Source organism: Flavobacterium sp. FlaQc-57 (genome assembly GCF_044007395.1).
GTDB lineage: Bacteria > Bacteroidota > Bacteroidia > Flavobacteriales > Flavobacteriaceae > Flavobacterium.
Window position 1 is genome coordinate 924,761 of record NZ_JBIPDA010000002.1, and the last position, 22,190, is coordinate 946,950.

At 33.5% G+C, this 22,190-nt stretch carries 16 protein-coding genes, 1 tRNA gene and 1 riboswitch; of the genes, 11 read left to right on the forward strand and 6 right to left on the reverse strand.

Annotated features, from left to right (window positions below; genetic code table 11):
* Positions 1–145 precede the first annotated feature (145 nt).
* From ACHRVZ_RS09985 to ACHRVZ_RS10000, 4 genes are all read left to right on the forward strand, one after another.
* Positions 146–3,127 carry a SusC/RagA family TonB-linked outer membrane protein gene (locus ACHRVZ_RS09985; RefSeq protein WP_395422230.1) on the forward strand — a complete coding sequence of 994 codons (2,982 nt, stop codon included), beginning with the start codon at positions 146–148 and terminating at the stop codon, positions 3,125–3,127.
* Between the two features lie 37 nt (positions 3,128–3,164).
* Positions 3,165–4,772 carry a RagB/SusD family nutrient uptake outer membrane protein gene (locus tag ACHRVZ_RS09990; RefSeq protein ID WP_395422231.1) on the forward strand — a complete coding sequence of 536 codons (1,608 nt, stop codon included), beginning with the start codon at positions 3,165–3,167 and terminating at the stop codon, positions 4,770–4,772.
* Between the two features lie 23 nt (positions 4,773–4,795).
* On the forward strand, positions 4,796–5,611 hold the full coding sequence (locus ACHRVZ_RS09995) for a SusE domain-containing protein (RefSeq protein ID WP_395422232.1): 816 nt from the start codon (positions 4,796–4,798) through the stop codon (positions 5,609–5,611).
* Between the two features lie 75 nt (positions 5,612–5,686).
* Positions 5,687–8,560: an alpha-amylase family glycosyl hydrolase gene (locus ACHRVZ_RS10000; protein WP_395422233.1), complete on the forward strand. Its 2,874-nt coding sequence runs from the start codon at positions 5,687–5,689 to the stop codon at positions 8,558–8,560.
* A gap of 108 nt (positions 8,561–8,668) precedes the next feature.
* Here ACHRVZ_RS10000 and ACHRVZ_RS10005 read toward each other — a convergent pair whose 3' ends face one another.
* Positions 8,669–8,893: a DUF6814 family protein gene (locus tag ACHRVZ_RS10005; protein WP_395422234.1), complete on the reverse strand. Its 225-nt coding sequence runs from the start codon at positions 8,891–8,893 to the stop codon at positions 8,669–8,671.
* An 11-nt stretch (positions 8,894–8,904) separates the two neighbouring features.
* Positions 8,905–10,401 carry an MFS transporter gene (locus tag ACHRVZ_RS10010; RefSeq protein ID WP_395422235.1) on the reverse strand — a complete coding sequence of 499 codons (1,497 nt, stop codon included), beginning with the start codon at positions 10,399–10,401 and terminating at the stop codon, positions 8,905–8,907.
* Between the two features lie 246 nt (positions 10,402–10,647).
* Positions 10,648–10,840: riboswitch (cobalamin riboswitch) on the forward strand.
* Positions 10,841–11,156: 316 nt separating this feature from the next.
* On the opposite strand from ACHRVZ_RS10010, the gene ACHRVZ_RS10015 reads away from it, so the two are divergent.
* Positions 11,157–12,476, forward strand: a complete 1,320-nt coding sequence (locus tag ACHRVZ_RS10015) for a DUF5074 domain-containing protein (protein ID WP_395422236.1) — start codon at positions 11,157–11,159, stop codon at positions 12,474–12,476.
* Between the two features lie 286 nt (positions 12,477–12,762).
* Here the strand turns inward: ACHRVZ_RS10015 and ACHRVZ_RS10020 are convergent, their stop codons facing one another.
* Both ACHRVZ_RS10020 and ACHRVZ_RS10025 read right to left on the reverse strand, forming a co-directional pair.
* On the reverse strand, positions 12,763–13,110 hold the full coding sequence (locus ACHRVZ_RS10020) for a GIY-YIG nuclease family protein (protein WP_395422237.1): 348 nt from the start codon (positions 13,108–13,110) through the stop codon (positions 12,763–12,765).
* 57 nt (positions 13,111–13,167) lie between these two features.
* Positions 13,168–13,240 (reverse strand) — tRNA-Phe (locus tag ACHRVZ_RS10025).
* A 99-nt stretch (positions 13,241–13,339) separates the two neighbouring features.
* Between ACHRVZ_RS10025 and ACHRVZ_RS10030 the strand changes: the two genes are divergently transcribed.
* The 6 genes from ACHRVZ_RS10030 (at position 13,340) to ACHRVZ_RS10055 (ending at position 19,581) form a co-directional block, all read left to right on the forward strand.
* Positions 13,340–14,074, forward strand: coding sequence for a type III pantothenate kinase (locus ACHRVZ_RS10030; RefSeq protein WP_395422238.1), 735 nt, complete (start codon positions 13,340–13,342; stop codon positions 14,072–14,074).
* A complete protein-coding gene (locus tag ACHRVZ_RS10035; RefSeq protein WP_395422239.1) occupies positions 14,067–15,299 on the forward strand; it encodes a hypothetical protein in 1,233 nt (410 codons plus the stop codon). The genes ACHRVZ_RS10030 and ACHRVZ_RS10035 overlap by 8 nt, the downstream gene beginning before the upstream one ends.
* Positions 15,300–15,351: 52 nt before the next feature.
* Positions 15,352–15,903, forward strand: a complete 552-nt coding sequence (lptC, locus tag ACHRVZ_RS10040) for an LPS export ABC transporter periplasmic protein LptC (RefSeq protein WP_395422240.1) — start codon at positions 15,352–15,354, stop codon at positions 15,901–15,903.
* Positions 15,904–15,916: 13 nt separating this feature from the next.
* A complete protein-coding gene (locus ACHRVZ_RS10045) occupies positions 15,917–16,111 on the forward strand; it encodes a hypothetical protein (RefSeq protein WP_395422241.1) in 195 nt (64 codons plus the stop codon).
* 2 nt (positions 16,112–16,113) lie between these two features.
* A complete protein-coding gene (locus ACHRVZ_RS10050; RefSeq protein ID WP_395422242.1) occupies positions 16,114–17,373 on the forward strand; it encodes a hemolysin family protein in 1,260 nt (419 codons plus the stop codon).
* Between the two features lie 108 nt (positions 17,374–17,481).
* On the forward strand, positions 17,482–19,581 hold the full coding sequence (locus ACHRVZ_RS10055) for a peptidylprolyl isomerase (RefSeq protein ID WP_395422243.1): 2,100 nt from the start codon (positions 17,482–17,484) through the stop codon (positions 19,579–19,581).
* A 126-nt stretch (positions 19,582–19,707) separates the two neighbouring features.
* Here the strand turns inward: ACHRVZ_RS10055 and ACHRVZ_RS10060 are convergent, their stop codons facing one another.
* Positions 19,708–20,625: a GYDIA family GHMP kinase gene (locus ACHRVZ_RS10060; RefSeq protein ID WP_395422244.1), complete on the reverse strand. Its 918-nt coding sequence runs from the start codon at positions 20,623–20,625 to the stop codon at positions 19,708–19,710.
* A gap of 71 nt (positions 20,626–20,696) precedes the next feature.
* Positions 20,697–22,019, reverse strand: a complete 1,323-nt coding sequence (locus tag ACHRVZ_RS10065; protein WP_395422246.1) for a hydroxymethylglutaryl-CoA reductase, degradative — start codon at positions 22,017–22,019, stop codon at positions 20,697–20,699.
* Between the last annotated feature and the right edge of the window lie 171 nt (positions 22,020–22,190).

A 22,190-nucleotide genomic window follows, 5' to 3' on the forward strand; every position in this document is an offset into this window, starting at 1 on the left:
AAAGTTTTCAACACTACCACGTTTTCGTAAACCAATAAAAATTGCCTGCGGTCGAGCGTGTTAATAAATTCCTAATTTTGAAATTCGAAGTAAAATTAAAAACTTAACTAACAATCAAAAACTCAAACTAATTTAAACAAAAAGTATGAAAACAATTTACAAAAAGTTGTTATTTTTATTCCTGCTGTTGCCGTTTACTGTGCTCGCTCAAAGCACTTTAAAAGGAACGGTTGCCGATTTGGCAACGGGACAACCAATCCCGGGAGTAAATGTAAATGTACAAGGTGCTCCAGGTGGCACATCAACAGATTTTGACGGTAAATTTCAGTTATCTAATTTAAAAAATGGAGACAAAATTAATGTTTCATTTATTGGATACAAAACGTCAACTGTAACTTATAATGGACAACAATCATTAACTGTTTCTTTAGAAGAAGATAACAATCAACTTAAAGAGGTTGTAGTACAAGTAGGTTATGGTACTGTTAAGAAAAAAGACGCTACAGGATCTGTTTCTCAAATTTCTGCAAAAGAATTTAATAAAGGAATCAACGTAACTCCAGAAAGTTTAATTAGCGGTCGTATTGCTGGTGTAAACGTTGTTGGTGGAGGTGCACCAGGAGCTAAAGCAGATATTAGAATTCGTGGAGGATCGTCGCTAAGTGCTTCTAATGAGCCATTAATTGTAATTGATGGACTTCCTATGAGTAATGCGGTTCCTAACGGATCTACAAGTATTTTGTCTACTATTGATCCTAATGATATTGAGTCATTCACAGTATTGAAAGATGCTTCTGCAGCTGCAATTTACGGTTCCAGAGCAGCAAATGGTGTAATTGTTATTACGACTAAAAAAGGAACTAAAGGCGGTGTAAAAGTTAACTTCAATTCTCAGGTAGGAATTAATACAGTTGCTAATACAGTAGATGTTTTAAGTGCTGATCAATTCCGTGCTTTAGTAAACGAAAAAGGTAATGCAGCTCAAAAAGCTTTATTGGGTACAGCAAATACAAATTGGCAAGATGAAATTTTTCATACTGCTTTAACAACAAACAACAATATCTCTGTAAGTGGTGCTTTGTTCAACAAATTACCTGTACGTTTATCTGTTGGAAATGTTGATAATCCTGGAATCTTAAGAAACACTTCTTTTGAAAGAACTACGACATCGTTATCGTTAAACCCGGTTTTATTTGATAATCATTTAAAAATTGATATTAGTGGAAATTTAGCATTTGGAAAAAATCAATTTCAAGATGAAGGTCCGGTAATTAGTAGTGCAATTTCATTCGATCCAACGCAATCTGTTTATCAAGCGGGTTCTCGCTATGCAGGTTATTTTGAATGGTTGGAGCCAAGTGGAAACGTACCATTATTGCCTGCAAGAAATCCAGTGGCAAGATTAAATCAAGATGATCGTAGATCAACTTCTACGAGAAAATGGGGAAATATTAGATTAGACTATAAACTACATTTTTTCGAAGATTTAAGAGTAGTTGTAGAAGGAGGAATTGATAAATTTAATAGTGATGGTTATACAAGAGTAAGTAACCAAAGTATTTTAGGATATCAGCCAGAAGTATTTACAAGTGGTAAATGGGTTAATTTAGGAGGAGATATTCATTATACAGATAGTCGTCAGAATAAAAACTTAAATACTTATTTTAATTATACTAAAGATTTAGGGAAATTTAAAATTGATGCAACAGCAGGATATAACTACCAGTTGTTTCAAAGAGTTGGATATGATTCAGGTCAAACTAAAGAACCAAATCCAAAAGAAGATGTTACTACGGATCCGGATATTAACTTACAATCGTATTTTGGTCGTTTGACTTTAAATTATGATAGTAGATATTTGTTGACTTTAAATTACAGAAGAGACGGAACTTCACGTTTTGCTAAAGAAAACAGATGGGGTAATTTTGGAGGAGCTGCTTTTGCATGGAATGTTGCTCAGGAAGAATTTTTAAAAGATAATGAGACATTGTCAAGTTTAAAATTAAGAGTTGGATACGGAACTACAGGTCAACAAGATATCGTACCTCAGTATGATTACTTAAGAAGAGTAACTTTAGGAACGATCAATACACAATATCTTTTTAATGGAGTTATTTATAAAGCTGCAAGACCTGAAGGTTATAACCCAAACATTAAATGGGAAGATTTGGCAGAGATGAACGTAGGGGTAGATTTTGGATTCTTTAAAGACAGAATAACCGGTACGATTAATTATTTTGATAAAAAATCAAGTGACCTTTTGGCTGAAATTGCATATCCTGATGGAGCAAATATTAGAAACCAAGGATATAGTAATATTGGTAGCGTAAGAACAAAAGGGGTTGAGTTTAATCTTCAATCTGACATTGTTAAAAATGATAATTTAACATGGAATCTTGCTGTTAATGCAACTTATATCGATCAAAAAATCACTGATTTAGGAACTACTGTTCCAGGATTTCAAGGATATATTACTGGAGATGTTATTGCGGGTGGTACAGGAAACCAAGTATTGATTCATTCTGCAGGATTTGCTCCAAATTCATTCTTTGTTTTTGAGCAATTATATGATGCAAACAAAAGACCAATTCAAGGTGCTTATGCAGACAGAAATGGTGATGGTGCGATAACAGATGCAGATCGTTATAAATTTCATAAACCAACAGCAGACTATACTTTCGGATTGTACTCTACTTTGAATTATAAAAAATTCGATTTTACAATGAACTGGAGAGCTAGTTTAGGAAACTATATTTATGATAACGTAAGTTCTGATAAAGGATATTTACAAGCAGGTTTAAGAAGAGATTCTGATTTGTCTAATATTAGTACTGATTATTACAATACTGGTTTTACTACTGAAAGTAACTCTAATGGAACACAGCGTAACTACTCTAATTATTTCGTAAAAGATGCATCTTTTATCAAATTAGATAATATAGTGCTTGGATACACTTTTGATAAAACATTATTAAAAGCTGCTTCGTTAAGATTTACAGCAGGAGTTCAAAATGTTTTTGTTCTTACAAAATACAATGGTTTAGATCCTGAGAAATTCAACGGAATAGACAATAATGTTTATCCAAGAGCCAGAACATTCTTGTTTGGAGTAAATGCAAATTTTTAGTAGTAGATTGAAAAACAAAATTTTAAAAATAAACAAAATGAAAATATCATTTAAATATATATCTTATTTTCTCCTATTCATTTTAGGATTGAATATGACGCTTACTTCGTGTACGAGCGACTTAGATGTGACGCCAAAGGATGATGATGAGTTTCTTTCTGATACCTTTTTTCAAGATCCGGCATCATACAAACAAGTTTTAGCAAAATTATATGCAGGTTTGTATGTAGGAGGAAATGACGGAGATGGTTCTCCTGATATTTTTGGTCTTGGAGGTGATTTTAGCAGTTACTTGCGATTATTATTTGTTTCACAAGAATTTCCTACGGATGAGTCTATTATTGCATGGGCAGATGATGGTTTGCCGGCAATAAATGGTCAACAATGGAGTCCTAGTAATCAGTTTTTGTACGGAATTTTCTCAAGAGCTTTTTACGAAATTAGTGTTGCTAATGAGTTTTTAAGACAAACTACAGACGAAAAACTTACAGAAAGAGGTGTTGATGCTTCTTTAAAAGCTGAAATCGTTAAGTTTAGAGCAGAAGCTCGTTTTTTAAGAGCTTTCTCATATGTTAATCTAATGGATTTGTTTGGTAATGTGCCAATTACTACAGAAAAAGATCCAGTTGGTTTCTATTATCCAGAGCAAAAAACAAGAGCAGAAGTTTTTGCTTTTATAGAGTCAGAATTAAAAGATATGGATAATACATTAGTTGCTTCTAAAGCTAATGAATACGGTAGAGTAGATAAAACTGCGGCTAAATTTTTATTAGCGCAAATTTATTTAAATGCTAAAGTATACACTGGAACAGAAAGAAATAATGATGCCGCTATAGTTTGTAATGATATCATAACAGGTTCTGGATATACTTTTATGGATAAGCCTTACCGTTTTTTATTCTCTGCTGATAATAATAGAAATGGAGCACAAAATGAAGTTATCTTCCCAATTGTTGGAGATGGTAATGCAATTAGAGCTACTGGGGGTGGAATGAGTTTTATTCTGCACGCATCTATTGGTGGAAGTATGAACGCTGCTGATCAAGGAATGAATGGTGGTTGGTCAGGAATACGAGCAAGACCAGAGTTTGTTCAGTTGTTTCCAGATGCAACAGCTACTTCAGACAAAAGAGGAACTTTTTATACTAACGGACAAACTTTAGATATTGCAGATTATGGAGTTTTTACTAATGGTTATGCGGTTAGAAAATTTACTAATGTAAACTCTGACGGCAGTGCTGCTCAAAGAAACGATATTCCTGATACAGATTTCCCGATGTACAGATTGTCTGATGTGTATTTAATGTATGCAGAAGCAACTTTAAGAGGAGCATCATCTGGTAATATAGCAACAGCTTTAGGATATGTAAATAAAATTAGAGCAAGAGCTAGTGCTGGTGCTATTACAACTTCAGATCTAACATTAGACTTTCTTTTAGATGAAAGAGGGAGAGAATTGTTTTGGGAGTGTCACAGAAGAACAGATTTGATTCGTTTTGGTAAATTCACCGGAGGATCTAAAATCTGGCAATGGAAAGGTGGTGTTAAAAATGGTAGTGGTACAGAAGAATTCAGAAATTTAATGCCAATTCCTTCAAAAACTATTCAGGCTAACCCAACTTTAAAACAAAATCCAGGATACTAACTAACCTTATAAAAAATAATAAAATGAAAAATATATATAAAATTTTAATCGCATTCATTGGTGTTTTAGCAGTATCATGTAATGCAGATGATGTAGAAAACAGACCAGTAATACAGCCAGTTACAGCTCCGGTTTTACTTAGCCCAAAAAACGATTTCAATATTGTTCTTACAAAAGATAAAGAAAAAGAAATTGCTACAACAGTAATTTGGGATGATGCGAAGTACGACGGTACTCAAACTGTAGTAAACTATACAATTGAAATTGCAAAAGCGGGAACTAAATTTGCTGCTCCTGTTGCTGTAACTACAACTACTGCTCGTTTTAGAGCTTTAACAGTTGCGGAATTAAATGCGGCTCTAGTTAATGGTGGTTTTATTGAGAAACAAGAAAACAGTGTTGACATTCGTATTAAAGCGACTGTTGGAATTGGTGCAGAAGCACAATACTCAAATTTTTATACTTTTAAAGCAACTCCTTATCACACACCATTAGCAACTTCACACTGGTTAGTTGGTGCTGCTACACCTGGAGGATGGACTTGGGATGGAGATGCTGAAACTGAATTTCCTTTAGTTGTTGGGCAAACAAACATTTACCAAGTAACTGTTGTTCTTAAAAGCGGAGAAGCTTTTAGAGAGTTCTTAGGAAACAACTTTACAAGTAATGGTAACTGGGATGCAAGTCATAACTATACTTACTATTCAGGTTTAGGTTATACTATCGATTCAGAATTAGTAAATGCTGGTGATGGTGACAGTAACTTTAAATACACTGGACCAACAGGATCAAGAGTTTTAAAAATTGACAACGTTGCAAAAACTATTACAGTAGATTAATTTTTATTGTAAATTAATATAAGGGCTATCTATAAGGTAGCCCTTTTTTAATCTAACTAACCAATTAACCACATCATGAAAAAAACTTTACTCTTACTATTTCTTTTGTTGTCGGCAGTTACATTTGCACAGCAACAAACAGCGATTTATTCTGTAAGTCCTGCAGTTTTTGAAGAAACTACTTCTATTACCATTACAATAAACGGAAGCAGTATAAACGAAACGACCTGGGGAATTGCAGATAATTCACTTTATTTATGGGCTTGGGCTTTTGATACAAACGATACTACACAAAAAGGAACACCCAATAATGGTGCTTGGGAGGCTTCAAGCGACGCGAGTAAATTCACTTATAATGCCGCTTCAGATACTTATACGAAAACCATTACACCAACAACGTATTATAATATTACAGGAATTGGTAAAATTGGTTTTTTAGTTAAAGCAAAAAACGGAACTGGAGATAAAAAATCTCAGGATATTTTGGTAGAGGTTGGTTCTTTTCAAGTGAATCTGACTGCCCCTGTTGAAAATAGTGCTACAATTTTAGCTTCAGGTTCAACTTTTAATATAACTGCGACAAATACGAACGGTTTGGCAAGTTATTCGTTGAAAGCAAACGGAATTGTGATCAATGCAATTGCAAGTGCATCGAGTTATTCTTATTCGCATACAAGTATTACAGGTAACCAAACGTATGAACTGGCCGTAACTCAAGGAACTACTACGATTGTCAAAAAGTTTTCTGCAGTTGTAAATCCAAATACAGTTTCAGAGGCAATGCCGGCAGGATTAGTTGATGGAATTAATTACAATAAGACAGATTTTACAAAAGCTACTTTGGTTCTGGATGCACCTTTAAAAGATTTTGTTTACGTAGCTGGTAGTTTTAATAACTGGCAGCCTACTTCGGCGTATGCCATGAAAAAAGATCCAACTTCAGGGAAATTCTGGTTAGAGTTAACCGGATTAGTTTCGGGAGTAAGTAATACCTATCAATATTGGGTGGTGAAAACCGCGCCAATTGCCAATTCTCCTTCATTAGTCAAAACAGCAGATCCATATTCAACATTAGTTTTGTCACCTTATGATGATGCTGCAATTCCTGTCGCTTCATATCCAAATATGCCAGTTTATCCAGCAGGACAAAATTTTGAAGTTACAGTTTTAAAAACAGGACAAACGCCATACAATTGGCAAGTAGCTAATTTTACAAAACCTGAAAAAGATAAGTTAGTAGTGTATGAGGTTCTTGTACGTGATTTTGATGCCGCTCGAAGTTATCAAAGTTTAATTGACAGAATCAATTATTTTAAAAATCTTAAAATAAATGCAATCGAATTAATGCCGGTAATGGAATTTGAAGGCAATGAAAGTTGGGGGTACAATACGTCATTTCATATGGCTTTAGACAAATTTTATGGAACTTCAGATAAGTTAAAAGAACTGATCGATTTGTGTCATCAAAACGGAATTGCCGTTATTTTAGATGTTGCTTTAAATCACGCTTTTGGAAGAAACCCAATGGTGAGAATGTGGATGAACGATCCTGACGGAGACGGTTTTGGGTCTCCAACTGCCGAAAATCCTTATTTTAATACCGTAGCAAAACACAGTTACAGTGTTGGAGAAGATTTTAACCATCAGTCATTAAAAACTCAAAATTATGTAGACCGTGTAATTAAACAATGGATTGAAGAATATAAAATCGATGGTTTTCGTTGGGATTTAACAAAAGGATTTACTCAGGCTTGTACTGCGGCTGATCAAAATTGTACCAACGCTTATCAACAAGACAGAGTTGATGTTTTGAAAAAATATGCTGATTATTCATGGAGTTTAGATCCGACGCATTACACCATTTTTGAGCATTTAGGAACCGATGCCGAAGAGAAAGAATGGGCAAATTATCGCGTTAGTGACCCAATAAGTAAAGGAATAATGATGTGGGGAAAAATGACAGATCAATACAGTCAACTAGCAATGGGATATGCCACAAATACTGATATTTCGAGAATGGCAAGTTCTAGTCATGGTTTTGTCGCAAATCGTTTAATGGGTTATGCCGAAAGTCATGACGAAGAAAGAGTAATGTATAAAAGCGTACAATTTGGAGCTTCAAACGGCTCATACGACGTGAAAAATTTAAATACAGCATTGTCGAGAATGCCGGCACTTGGAGCAGTTTCATTATTGGTACCAGGCCCTAAAATGATTTGGCATTTTGGAGATTTAGGTTGGGAGAGTTCTATTTTTACTTGTAATAATAATACCGTAAATACAGATGTTGACGCTACATCCGGAGATTGTAAATTAGATACCAAACCACAGCCTCAATGGGTAAATAATTGGTTAGGAAATTCAAATCGAGGTAAAATTTATAACGATTGGGCAAAAATGATTACACTTAAAACAACAGAACCTGTTTTTTTAGGAACTCCAACAATCGCAAGTGCCAGTTCACTATCAGTGAATATAAAAATAACGAATGCTAATTTATCTTCCGCACAATTAAAAGATGTTTTAATCGTGGCGAATTTTGATACAACAGCGAAAAATGTTCCAACAGGTTTTCAATACACAGGAACATGGTATAATTTAATGGACAATAGTACTATTAATGTGACTGATGTAAATGCGACTATAAATATACCAGCTGGTGAGTATCGAATTTACGGTAATAAAGTAGCCAATTTAGCAATAGAAGATTTTGAAAAAGGTAATACTATCAGTTTGTATCCAAATCCGGTTTCAAATTATTTTACGCTGAACATTACAACAAATAAAGTTCAGATTTATGCAGTTTCAGGTCAGTTGGTAAAGAGTTTCAGCACAAACGGAAATGCAGATTTTCAGTTTAATGTAAGTGATCTAAAAACAGGCTTATACCTTGTAAAAGCTCTTGATGAAAATGGAAAAAATCAAGTAATGAAACTTATTAAAAAATAAAATTTATAGGTATTCTGTAGATTAAAAATTAGGTTTGGTTAGTAATGCAAAAGGGCTGCTCTATGAAGATAGACAGCCCTTTTCTATTTCTTTACTCCTGAGCGTTTATTATTTCTTCTCGTTGTATTCTCCAATTACAGCAAAATAACCAAAAGTTCCAAGTCCTAAAACAATTAGAGGAGTAAGAATAAAAAGGATAATTATGCCAAAGACTAAATCATCTTGTTTGTCTGAAAGTAGTTTTGGTAAGCCAAATTCAAACACGCAAAAATAAGCCGCTGCAACTGCCAGAATAATCCATAAAACACCCAAAATTTGTTTGATCGCATTCATAGTTAGTAGTATTAAAGGTGGTTAGTTTTATTTTTATTGTCAATATAAATCATTCCAATTACAAAGCAAACAGAGGCAATAATAATAGGGTACCAAAGTCCGTCAAGGTAAAAATCAGGTTTTCCTGAATCCTTGGCATGCGTTACAAAATAAGTTGAAATGGCAGGAAGTAAGCCACCAAAAATGCCATTACCAACGTGATACGGGAGAGACATTGAAGTGTATCTAATTTTCGTTGGAAACATTTCTACTAAAAAAGCAGCAATTGGACCGTATACCATAGTTACAAATAGAACCTGAATAAAAACCAGGAAAATCAATGTCCACTCATCGCTGGAATTAATGGTAATGGAAATATGACTTTGAGGTTCCTTTTTATCGTTAAAAGTTGTTTTCTTCTCCACGTACGAAGTTTCGTCAGTATAGGTTTTTGAAATTGTGGTAATTAAATCATTATTTTTAGTAGTTTCAGTATTTTGAAGTCTTTTTTCTACAATTTCAGTCTTATAGTTTACATCAGTAGTCGTGTACATCATTTTATAAATAGGTCTATAAAATAAAATAGCAAGAAGCATTCCGCCCATCATAATGTATTTTCGGCCTACTTTATCACTTAGCCATCCAAAGAAAATAAAAAACGGAGTACCCAATAATAAAGCAATTCCCAATAAACTATCAACCTGTGAAGAATCAATATTCATCACCGTTTTCATGAAACTCATGGCGTAAAACTGGCCAGTATACCAAACAACACCTTGTCCCATTGTTGCTCCAAATAAAGCAAGTAGAACAAATTTTAAGTTATATCTGTTTCCAAAGCTTTCTTTTAGCGGGTTTGTACTCGTAGTTCCTTCCTTTTTGGCCTTGGCAAATTCAGGAGATTCATCCATGTTTTTACGTATCAAATACGAAACACCAACCATTACAATAGACACCCAAAACGGAACACGCCATCCCCAAGTATCAAAATCTTCTGCAGAGAGTACATTTTTTGTGGCTAGGATCACCATTAATGAAATGAAAAGGCCGACCGTTGCAGTAGTCTGAATCCAGGATGTCCAATATCCTTTTTGTCCCGCGGGAGCGTGTTCAGCAACATAAGTGGCCGCTCCGCCATATTCTCCTCCAAGAGCAAGCCCTTGTAATAAACGTAAAATTAGAACCAATAAAGGAGCTAAAAAACCAATAGTCTCATAACTCGGAATACAGCCAATTAAAAAAGTAGAACCTCCCATTAATAATAAAGTAGCCATAAAAGTATATTTACGACCAATAATATCGCCAAGTCTCCCAAAGAATAGCGCTCCAAAAGGGCGAACTACAAATCCTGCCGCAAAAGTGGCTAAAGTCGATAAAAATGCTGCCGTTGGATTATCGCTTGGAAAGAATTTAGTTGAAATTACAACAGCTAAACTTCCAAAAATATAGAAATCATACCATTCAATCATTGTCCCCATTGATGAGGCCGAAATTACTTTCCAAATGCCTTTTGTAGAAGTTTTGCTCATAAAGCGCTATGTGTTTTTGATAATAAATAAAATTATTAATTATGATTTTACGAATATAGAAGATATTTTTTTATTTAGTTAATACTTTTTTAACAAAAAGAACTTATTTATTGACATCTTTTTAATGTAAAAAGAAGCATCGAAATAATTCAAATTAATACATAAAAAGTGATGGAATAATGAGGCTTGATAATTAGTAAGAGCTCATTTATTTTCTTTAAAAAGAAAACTGTAGATTTGCGCCTCGAATTTAAATCGGAAAATGGTTGTCATATTGATAAGATATTGACATTAAAAGGGAATTTGGTGTAACTCCAAAACTGTCCCGCAGCTGTAAGCTCATTAACTGAAACCCTTTAATACGTCACTTTTCATTTTGAAAGGGAAGGCTGGGTGTAGGGAGCAAGTCAGAAGACCTGCCATTTTTATAGTAATAATATAGCTTTCGGGGATTGAAGCTTGAATTAAGAATAATACTAATCGCTTTCCGTGATTATGTATTGTTTGGTTATTCTATTCTCGTAAGTCAAAACTGAATTTATGAGAATCTTTTTTCCTCAAATATTATATCGTAAAAGTAATTTCCTTTCAGAAGTTTTTCTGTTCGATACCTTCATTTTTTCCAAAAAAAATCATTAAAACTTATCGATTTGCAAGATGTTTTGCTTTTAACGAAAGCAGGCAAGCTGCTTTGTAAAACTTTTTTGTTACAGTCGATTTAAAAAATTAAGTACTATAATTTTAAATATTTAACAATGAAAAACCATTTTTTTTCCAGACCATTAATCGCAATTGCTTCTTTGATGTTGCTAACAGTTTCATGTAATAGTGATGACGATTTTACGGCGCCTCCGGTAATAAAAGGAGAGCAGCAATTAAAAGATACTTTGACGATTGGAAAAACAGTACAATTAAGTTCAAAATTAGCAGACAGAAAAAATGTTGTTTTTGAATGGGCAGTTAACGGAAGTGTTGTAGGATCTGATTCTACTTATACTTTTAAGCCAGAAACGAGAGGCGATTTTAAAATAACAATGACAGCCAAAAACGATGGAGGAAAGGTTTCTCTAACATATGATATCCACACTTTAGGAGCTTATGAAAATGGTTTCTTTATGATCAATGAAGGATGGTTTGGACACGGAACAGGAACAGTTGGATTCTACAGATATGATACAAAAGCAATAGAAGACAGCGTTTTTGTAAAAGTAAATCCCGATAAAAATTTAAAACCGGAATCATCTACATTAGAGTTTGGAACAATTTTTAATAAAAAACTATTTTTAGTTTCTAAAGTTGGCGGACCTGTTGTGGTGGCAGATGCTTATTCACTTAAAGAAGAAAAAAGAATTCCTGCTCAAGGCGGAAACGACTGGCGTGCAGTAGTGGGTATTGATGAGAATCAGGCATTATTAACTTCGGGAAAAGGAATTTTTAAGCTTAACCTTAACACAATGGAATTGAATGGACAAATTGAAGGTGTTACAGGTCAGGTTGGAGATATTGTAAAAGCTAATGGTTACATTTTCGCGTTGTCTTCTTCAAAAGGTGTTATTGTTATTAATGCTTCAACGTTGGTGGTTGAAAAAACTATTCCAAGTATGGTTTTAGGATTTGCTGTAACCGATGATAAAAAAGTGTGGGCAGCAGGAGGTAAAAAACTGATAAGCATAGATTCAAATACACTTGAAGTAAAAGAAATTGCAATAGCATTTCAAGCCTATGGAAGTTGGGGAGCTTGGCATCCAGGGTCTATTGTAGCGGCCAAAAACAATGTTTTTATTGCTAAAAATGGAAGTTTTAGCGGTGGTAAAGAAATTTATAAATACAATGGAGATGTAGCTTCATTGGCAACACCTTTTGTTACATTAACACAATCCAATATATTATACGGTGCAGGAATTGGTTACGATCGAAAGAAAAATTCTTTGGTGGTAAATACAGTTAATGAGGGATTTGGAACAAATTTCGCAATCAATAATCTTTATTTGTTTAATGCTGACTCAGGTGTTAAGAAGGAAACAGTAAGTTATTCTGGATATTATTTCCCTGCAGTTTCTGTATTTCATCAATAGCTTATTTTAACCGAAAAGGACGCTAAGATTTACGCAAAGGTTCGCAAAGTTTAATTTAAAGCTTTGCGAACCTTTTTGATTATGTTGTAAATGTTTTTAGTATTTTAAATCATTGAAGTGCAATTTATTGTCAAGCATCCAAGTGTTTCATGCTTAAAATCGCGAGCTATAATTTGAAGATAGCTAAATATATAAAAATTGAAACTTGTGAACCTTTGCGTAAATCTTAGCGCTCTTTGCGGTTAAATTTTCACGAAAATATTAAAAACAAAAAACCCGAATATTTCTATTCGGGTTTTAACGGTGGTGCCTCCAGTCCCGAGGCTTCGGGAGAACCAGGAACACATTTGGATTTTCGTTTAGACAGAATATCTTTTAGTATTGATGGATCTGCGATTATTTTGTTGTTGAAAATTTTACTTTTCATTCTTTTAATGAAACTTTCAAGGTATATAGCTTCATCTTTATCCTGACAACTAAAAGTTAGTACCACTTCCCAATCATTGGCTATTTTTGTAAAAGAATTGGAATAGAAATGATTTTGATGTTTTGAAATTCTTTGATCTATATTGCTTGTTTCTCCAATATAGAATTTTTTAGTTGAACTCGAATAAAGTATATATAAGTAATGCATTTTAAAGAGAAATGTTAAAAACAAAAAACCCGAATATTTCTATTCGGGTTTTAACGGTGGTGCCTCCAGGGATCGAACCAGGGACACATGGATTTTCAGTCCATTGCTCTACCATCTGAGCTAAGGCACCGTGCTGATTGCGGGTGCAAATATAGGATCATTTTTCATTTATCCAAAACATTTTTTTAAAAAAATCAATTCGTATCTTCGCAAATGTAAAAAACAAACTATGATTTTAACGGTTGATGTTGGTAATACTCGAATTAAAGCTGCTGTTTTTGAGGGGAGTACTATTCTTGAAAAGTTTATTTTTGAGAAAAATGATCTCGAAAAAAAAATTAAAAAAATTTTAGAAAAGTTTCAAAGTTGTTCTGATTTGGTCGTGGCATCGGTAGGAAATATTGAAAAACAATCTTTTTTAGATTTCGAAAATCAACTTAAAGTCCATTTTTTGACACATGAAGATGCTTTCCCCTTTATAAATAAATATGCGACTCCAAAAACTTTAGGAATTGACAGAATGGTTTTGGCGGCAGGAGCTACGCTGCAATTTCCAAAACAAAACAGATTAGTGATTGATGCCGGAACTTGTATAACCTACGATTTTATCGACGAAAATGATAATTATTTGGGCGGAGCAATTTCTCCGGGACTCAGATTGCGATATGAAGCTTTACATAACTACACGGCCAAGTTGCCTTTACTGACATTCGAAGAACCGGAATTATATATAGGAAACTCAACAAAACAGGCGATTCATTCTGGAGTTGTTAATGGGTTCGTCTATGAGATTGACGGTTTTATCGATGAATATCGGAGAAACTTTTCAAATTTTATAATAATTTTAACGGGTGGAGATGCAGATTTTTTGGCTAAACGATTAAAAAATACCATATTTGCCAATTCAAATTTCCTTTTGGAGAGTTTGAGCCAAACATTTCAATATAAAATCGACAATGATTAAAAAAATTATAGTAAGCGCTTGTTTGCTTATCTCGTTCGTTTCATTCGCTCAGCAAGGTACCGCTTCGCCTTATTCTTTTTTTGGAATTGGTGATGTGAGATTTAAAGGAACTCTTGAAAACAGGTCTATGGCCGGAGTTTCAGTTGAGCAGGATAGTATTCACTTGAATATTGAAAATCCATCAAGTTATGCTAGTTTGAGACAAACAACTTTTACTGTTGGAGGATCTTTTGGTTCATCTAAATTTAAAACAGATACTCAGACTGAAAAAGCCCAACGTGCTACTTTCGATTATTTGGCATTAGGAATTCCGATGGGAAAATTTGGTGCAGCGTTTGGTTTAGTTCCGGTAACTTCAGTTGGATACAAAATTCGAAATGATAATACAGCTACCGAAGGTGCAACAAGCTCACAGCTTGAAGGAAAAGGTGGTGTGAATAAAGTGTTTTTTGGTTTAGGATATAAAATTAGACCAAATTGGAATATTGGTGCAGACGCACAATATAATTTTGGGAAAATTACAACAACAAGTTTAGAGCTTGTTTCAGGAGTTCAAAATGCAACAACAGAAACAAATACTTCAGAGTTGTCAGGAGTTAGTTTTAATATTGGTACAATGTATCAAACAAAAATTGATAAGAAGTTGACATTGTTTACTAGTTTGAATTATACATTTGCTAGTACATTAAGTTCACACAACTCAAGAGTTATTGCAGTTACTACAGATCCGGACCCTTATGTAGTTCCTTCAACAGATTCAGATTTAAAATTACCAAACAAAGTTACATTTGGTGCAGGTATTGGTCAGCCAAGAAAATGGTTAGTTGGTACTACGATGTCATTTCAAGGTAATGGACAACTTGCAAATTACTACAATTCAGCAGATAATGTTCGTTACGAAAAATATCAAAAATATGCAGTAGGAGGATATTATGTTCCAAATTATGCATCTTTCACAAGTTATTTAAGTAGAATCACTTATAGAGCCGGTTTGAAATATGAGAAAATAGGATTGGTAGTTAATAACGAGGCAATCAATGATATAGGTATGAACCTTGGAGCAGGAATTCCGCTTGGAAATGGATCTTGGTCAAATGTAAACGTTGGTTTAGAATTTGGTAAAAGAGGTACAATGTCGGCAAATTTAGTTCAGGAAAACTATTTCAATTTTAGCTTAAGTTTCTCTTTTAACGACAGATGGTTCGTGAAAAGCAAATTCAATTAAGCATAAGCCTTTATGTTTTTTTAAGCTCATTACAATTTACTACATTTGGCAAATGAATTTACCAAAGAGATATATAATAGCGGTTGTCACAGTTTTTACTGTGACACTGTTTTTTGGATGCGAAAGTAATTTTAAAGAAGTTCAGAAAATTAACTTCTCAGAGTTCGTTCCAGGAAGTGATGCTGATACTGTTAATATCAAATACACAGATTCCGGACAAATAACAGGTATTCTTAAGAGTCCGAAAATGTTAGATTATTCTAATCTTGATTTTCCATTTACAGAATTTCCAAAAGGAATAGATGTGGTGTTATATGATAAAAAACAAAAGCGTACTTTTATAACAGCAAATTATTCAATTTCATACAAGCCAACAAGTATAATAGATTTGCAGGGAAAGGTTAAAATTACATCAGAAACAGGGCAGATGCTGGAGACTGAACAATTGTATTTTGATCAGAAAAATGAATGGTTTTATACCGAAAGAAAATTTAAACTTACAGATGCGAAAGGAGTTTCGTACGGACAAGGAATAGATTTTAGTAAAGATTTTAAAGTGATTAATTCGCAACGTGTAAGTGGCGAAATAGAATCAAACGAATAAAAAAATACAGATTATGGGTTACATGAAATACACACAATATGTTTACGTAGTATTTGCTCTCTACTTCATATATAGCGGATTTACAAAGTTAAATGATGGAAGTGATACTGCAGTTTTGCATTTTTTAATTGCAGGTATGGCAATCTTTATGTTTTTCTTTAGAAGAAAATTTGTCAAGAAATTTGACGATCGTAATAAAAAACAGTAAAAATGGAAATTAGTATTATAATACTATGTTTAATACTATCAGCCTTTTTTTCGGGAATGGAAATAGCTTTTATTTCTTCGAATAAAATTTATCTTGAGATCGAAAAGAAACAGGATAACTTTACTTCACAAATTCTAACAAAGCTTACAGAGAATCCTTCAAAGTTTATTGCCGCAATGCTCATTGGTAACAATGTAGCTTTAGTAGTATATGGTTTCTATATGGGAGATTTGATTTTGAAATGGATTATTAATCTTGGATTTCATTTTTCAGATCTGTCCAGTTTGTTGCTTCAGACCATATTATCGACTTTTTTGGTTTTAATAACAGCTGAGTTTTTTCCTAAAGTCTTTTTTCAGATCTATGCCAATTCATTAATTAAGTTTTTTGCAATTCCGGCATATCTATTTTACCGATTGTTTTATTATATCTCGACCTTTTTTATCTGGATCTCGGATTTTGTGTTAAGAAAGTTTTTCAAGACAGAAGGAGATCAGGTTCAGTTGTATTTTAGTAAAATAGAACTCGGGAATTATATTACAGAGCAAATGAATTCCGTTGAAGATGATGAGGAAGTAGATTCTGAAATTCAGATTTTTCAGAATGCATTGGAGTTTTCGGGCGTGAAAGCACGTGACATTATGACGCCTCGAACAGAAATAGTTGATATTGATTTGTTTGATAGCGTCGCTGATCTTAAAGCGTTATTTATTGAAACAGGGTATTCAAAAATAGTTGTAAGTCAAAACTCTCTTGATGATATTGTGGGTTATGTGCATTCATTTGATTTGTTTAAAAAGCCAAAAACAATAAAATCAGTTTTGATGACCGTTGAATTTGTTCCTGAAACGATTTTGATAAAAGATGCGTTGGATTTATTGATCAAAAAGCGAAAAAATGTTGCCGTTGTTTTAGATGAATATGGCGGAACTGCAGGAATAATAACAATAGAAGACATTGTTGAGGAGCTTTTTGGAGAGATCGAAGATGAGCATGATTTAGATGAAGAATTAATCGAGCAGGAGTTGAGTGAAGGTAAGTATTTGTTTTCGACTCGTTTAGATGTTGAGTATTTGAATGAGACTTATAAATTGATGATTCCGGAAGAGGATTCGTACGGAACTCTTGGCGGATTTATTGTTAATCATACAAAAGAAATCCCGCAAAAAGGAGAAGAAATAGTGATTGATAACTATCATTTTGTTATTGAAGAAGCGACAAATAAGAAAATCGAATTGGTCAAATTGACAATAAAAGAGTGATTTTTTAAATTAATAAAAAAAATTGTGTAAAATAAAACGCTAGTTGTATTGTTATTAACTAGATAATTGTATTTTCGCAAACTGAATATAAAATTAACGATAATAAAAATGGCAGTTTTAGCAAAAATTAGACAGCGTTCCGCTTTATTGATAGGTGTTATTGCACTTGCATTATTTGCATTTATAATAGAAGGTATTTTTACTTCTAAAGGTGGTGGAGCTAGTGCCAAAGATGTGGGAAGCATCGATGGAAAAGATATCGCATTTGAGGACTTTAGAGTTAAAGTTAGTAATGTTGAAAAAAGTGGTCAAGGAATTACTTCCACTGAAGCTGCAAACAGAGTTTGGGATCAAGAGGTTTCAATTGCATTATTATCTGCTCAGTTTGATAAGTTAGGATTAAGAGTTGGTGAAAAACACTTACTTGAAGTTTTAAAAGCAGATCCGAATATTGGAAAAAACCCAATGTTTTTAAATTCAGCAGGAATGTTTGATGTAGTTAAGTTTAAAGAATACTTTAAAAGTAATCCTGAAGCTGCACAATATATTTCTGAAAAAGAAAAAGATGCTGAATTAAACGCAAAATTTCAAATCTACAATACATTAGTAAAAGCCGGACTTTACACAACTGCTAGTGAAGGAAAGTTGAAATATGAAATGGAAGCGAACAAAGTAAACTTTGCTTACGCTGCTGCATTATATTCTTCTATTAAAGATAGTGAAGTAAAAATTTCTGATTCAGAAATTGTAGATTATATGAAGAAAAACGAGAAAAAATTCAAAGCGGATGCAACTCGTGAAATTCAATACGTTTTAGTAGAAGATAAAGCTTCAAAAGAAGACGAAGCTGAAATTAAAGCTAAAATCACTGCGTTATTAAACGGAAGAGTAGAGTACAATGCTAAAACAGGTAAAAACGATACTTTACCAGGTTTTAAAAATGCTACAAACATTGCTGAATTTGTAAATTCAAATTCTGATGTTCCTTACGATTCTACCTATGTCCCTAAAAATGCTTTGCCAGCAGTAGATGCTGATAAATTATTCAGTTTGCCTGCAGGAGCAATTTATGGACCGTACGTTTACGGAAGATATTATGCTATTTCTAAATCTTTAGGATTTAAAGCTGGAGTAAATGCAAAAGCAAGTCATATCTTAATTGGTTATGAGGGATCACAAACTCCAAATGCAAAAGAAAAAAGAACCAAAGAAGAAGCTAAAGCTAAAGCAGAAGAAATTCTAGCTCAAGTTCAGGCAAATCCTGATAGTTTCATGATGTTGGCTTTTACAAGCTCTGATGATTCATCTGCACAACAAGGTGGTGATTTAGGATATTTTGGTCCTAACCAAATGGTAAAACCATTCAATGATTTTGTATTCAATAACGGAATTGGTAAAGTTGGTTTAGTTGAAACTCCTTTCGGATTTCACATAATCAAAATTACAGATAAGCAAGACGGAATTCGTTTAGCTACAATTGCTCAAAAAATTGAGCCATCTGAAGCTACTTCTGATAAAGTATTTACATTAGCGACTAAATTTGAAATGGATGCTGCTAATAAAGATTTTGCTGCAACAGCAAAAGAATTAGGTTTAAAAGTTGCTGCTCCGGTAACTGCAAAAGCTATGGATGAGCAATTTGGTCCTTTAGGAAACCAACGTAACATCATCAGATGGGCGTTTGATAAAGAAACTAGTGTTGGAGATGTAAAACGTTTTGAATTGGCTAATATCGGTCACGTAATTGCACAATACAAAAGCGAAAACAAATCAGGGTTAGTATCTGTAACATTGGCAAGACCTTATGTTGAGTCAATCTTGAAAAACAAGAAAAAAGCTGAAATGCTAAAAGCTAAAATGACAGGTTCTACGATTGAAGCAGTAGCGAAAAGCGCTGGTGTAGCTGTTCAACAAGCAACTGATGTAACAATGGATAATCCGGTTTTACCTGGTGGAGTTGGACAAGAGCCTAAAGTTGTTGGTAACGCATTTGCATTAGCTGCAAATAAAGTTTCTGCGCCAATTGAAGGAAATACAGGAGTTTATGTTGTTAAAAACATTAAGACTGTAAAAGCGCCTGCAATCGCTAATCACGCTGAGTATGTAGCTAAATTAAAAGCTCAAAGCGCATCTGATGCAAATAGAATTTTACCAGCGTTAAAAAACAATGCTAAAATTGAAGATAACAGATTACAATTTAACTACTAGTTTTTAGTAAGTAAATAAAAAATATAAAACCCGAAACGTTCATTTGAATGTTTCGGGTTTTTTTATGCAATTAAATTTTGAGCGAAATCTTGGTTAAAGTTTTATATTCTGATAAAGATTATGGCTCTAAGATAAAATCATTTCATTATATGAGAGTATCGTTTCATATCCTTTTGAAGCAAAATATACAGCAGGGTTTTCTTTTGAAACTGCCATCACAAAATCGCCGCCCCAGGCTCCCAAACTTTTTACAACACCATTGAAATCTGGAAAAGCAATTTCTTGTATGGTTTGAAGTTCTAAAATATTGCTCAAATGAATTTCGTGTTTTTCTAAAGCTATCGCAAATTCCTTAATTGTTTTTGCATTTAGAACAGCATTGGTAATTTTGTTACTGTCAGTAATATTTTGTGTTAGGTTTTGATTTTTATTGTTGTAATACGCTTTAATCGCTGCTTTGCTGTTTTGCTTTTTATTAAGATAAACAAAATGTATGTTTTGTGCGAAATCAGGATTAAAGTCTACAGCCTCAACCAATGGTAAATTCTGTTCTAATTGATAAATAATAGGAGTGTCATTTTGTGCACACGCAATGTCGTAGCCACTTCCTCCAAAGCTGTTTTTAAGGAGAGTAAAAGCATCAATTTTAGTCCATTGAGCAATATTGTTTAACAAAGTAGAAGATGTTCCAAGTCCCCAGTTTTTTGGAAATGTGAGTTGCGTGCTAATTTTGTAGCCTTCGGAAGTATTTATAAAATCTGGATTTAATAAATAAGCTTCATGTAAAATTTGAATTAATGTCGTTTTTACGGTTTCGATTTCAGATGCTGGACTATTGATTATCTCAGAAAAAGTGATAACATCTTCAAACCAAAGATGTTTGTCAAAGTCATAACTTTTCCATTGAATTTCTTGGTTTGAACCATTTTCTACAATTAGATTTTGTCCAAATTTTGTTGGTAACGCAAGAGCTTTAGCGCCATCTAGAACTAAATATTCGCCAGTAATTAAAAGTTTTCCGTTACTATAAAAGGTTGTTTTCATGCTGTAATTTAAAATAAATTCCAATCCCGAAACGTTGGGATTTTATTCGAAGGCTGTGATATTTTGAATTTTTATTTATTTTGCTTTCTTAGATTTTCAATAAATTCAACTACTCCACTATGTGAAACTGCATTTTTCTTAAAGTGAGTTTTGATTAAATGACGTTCATCCTCAGTTGCTTCAAATTGATTGATAATGTTGTTTAAGTGCATTTTCATGTGTCCTTCCTGAATTCCGGTGGTTGTCAATGAACGTAATGCAGCAAAGTTTTGTGCTAAACCTGCAACTGCTACAATTTCCATTAATTCTTTTGCTGACGGTTTTTCAAGTATTTCAAAACACAATTTCACCAATGGATGTAATGAGGTTAATCCGCCAACAGTTCCTAAAGCTAAAGGAATTTCAAGCCAAAAAGAGAAAATTCCGTTTTCGATTTTTGCGTGAGACAAGCTTGAGTATTGATCATTTTTTGAAGCATATGCGTGAACGCCGGCTTCAACAGCTCTAAAGTCATTTCCTGTTGCAAGAATTACGGCGTCAACACCATTCATGATTCCTTTATTATGAGTTACTGCTCTAAAAGGTTCGACTTCGGCAATTTGAACAGCTTGAACAAAACGCTCTGCAAATTCTTGAGGATTCGGTATGTGTTTTTCGGTCAGATCTTCAATCGGGCAAGAAACTTCGGCTCTTACAACACAATTTGGGACGTAATTAGATAAAATGCTCATAATAACTTTTACAGTTTCATCATCTGAGAATAAATCAGAATTATGAGCTTCTTCTTTTAAAGTCGTTGCAAATTGCTCTAAACAAGAGTTAATGAAGTTTGCACCCATGCTGTCTTTGGTTTCAAACGTAGCATGAAGTTGAAAATAGTTTTCTAATAAACCTCTCTTGTCTTTAAGTTTAATATCTAAAATACCGCCGCCACGTTGTTGCATGTTTTTGGTAATGCTTTGCGTGTCAGAGAAAAATTTAGGTTTAATTTGATTAAAGAAAGATTGCAGTTTTTCCGCATCTCCGTTGAATGTAAAATGAACTTGCCCTATTTTTTCGGTAGCAATTACAGTAGCTTTAAATCCGCCTCTTGTAGACCAATATTTTGCAGCTTTCGATGCCGCTGCAACCACTGAGCTTTCTTCAATAGCCATCGGAATGGTTTTGTATTTTCCGTTGATGAGGAAGTTAGGAGCAACTCCGAGTGGGATATAGAGGTTTGTAATCGTGTTTTCGATAAATTCATCATGCAATTGTTGAAGCTTTTCGTCTGAATTCCAGTAATTTCTTATAATATTCAGCGCTTCTTCAGGCTTTGAAAAGTAGGTATTGGCGATCCAGTTTATTTTTTCTTTTTTGGATAATTTAGAAAATCCGGCAACAGCGTTGTTCATTCTCAGTATTTTAAATAATAAAGTTGCGGCAAAGATACCATTTTAAGAGTTTTATCTGCAATCTATTTGAAATTTGGAATTTACGCAAACGTTATTTTTTTTAACATTTAACACATGAAATGTGTATTATGTTCATTTTTTTTACTAAAATTGGGCTCTTTTTTATATTTA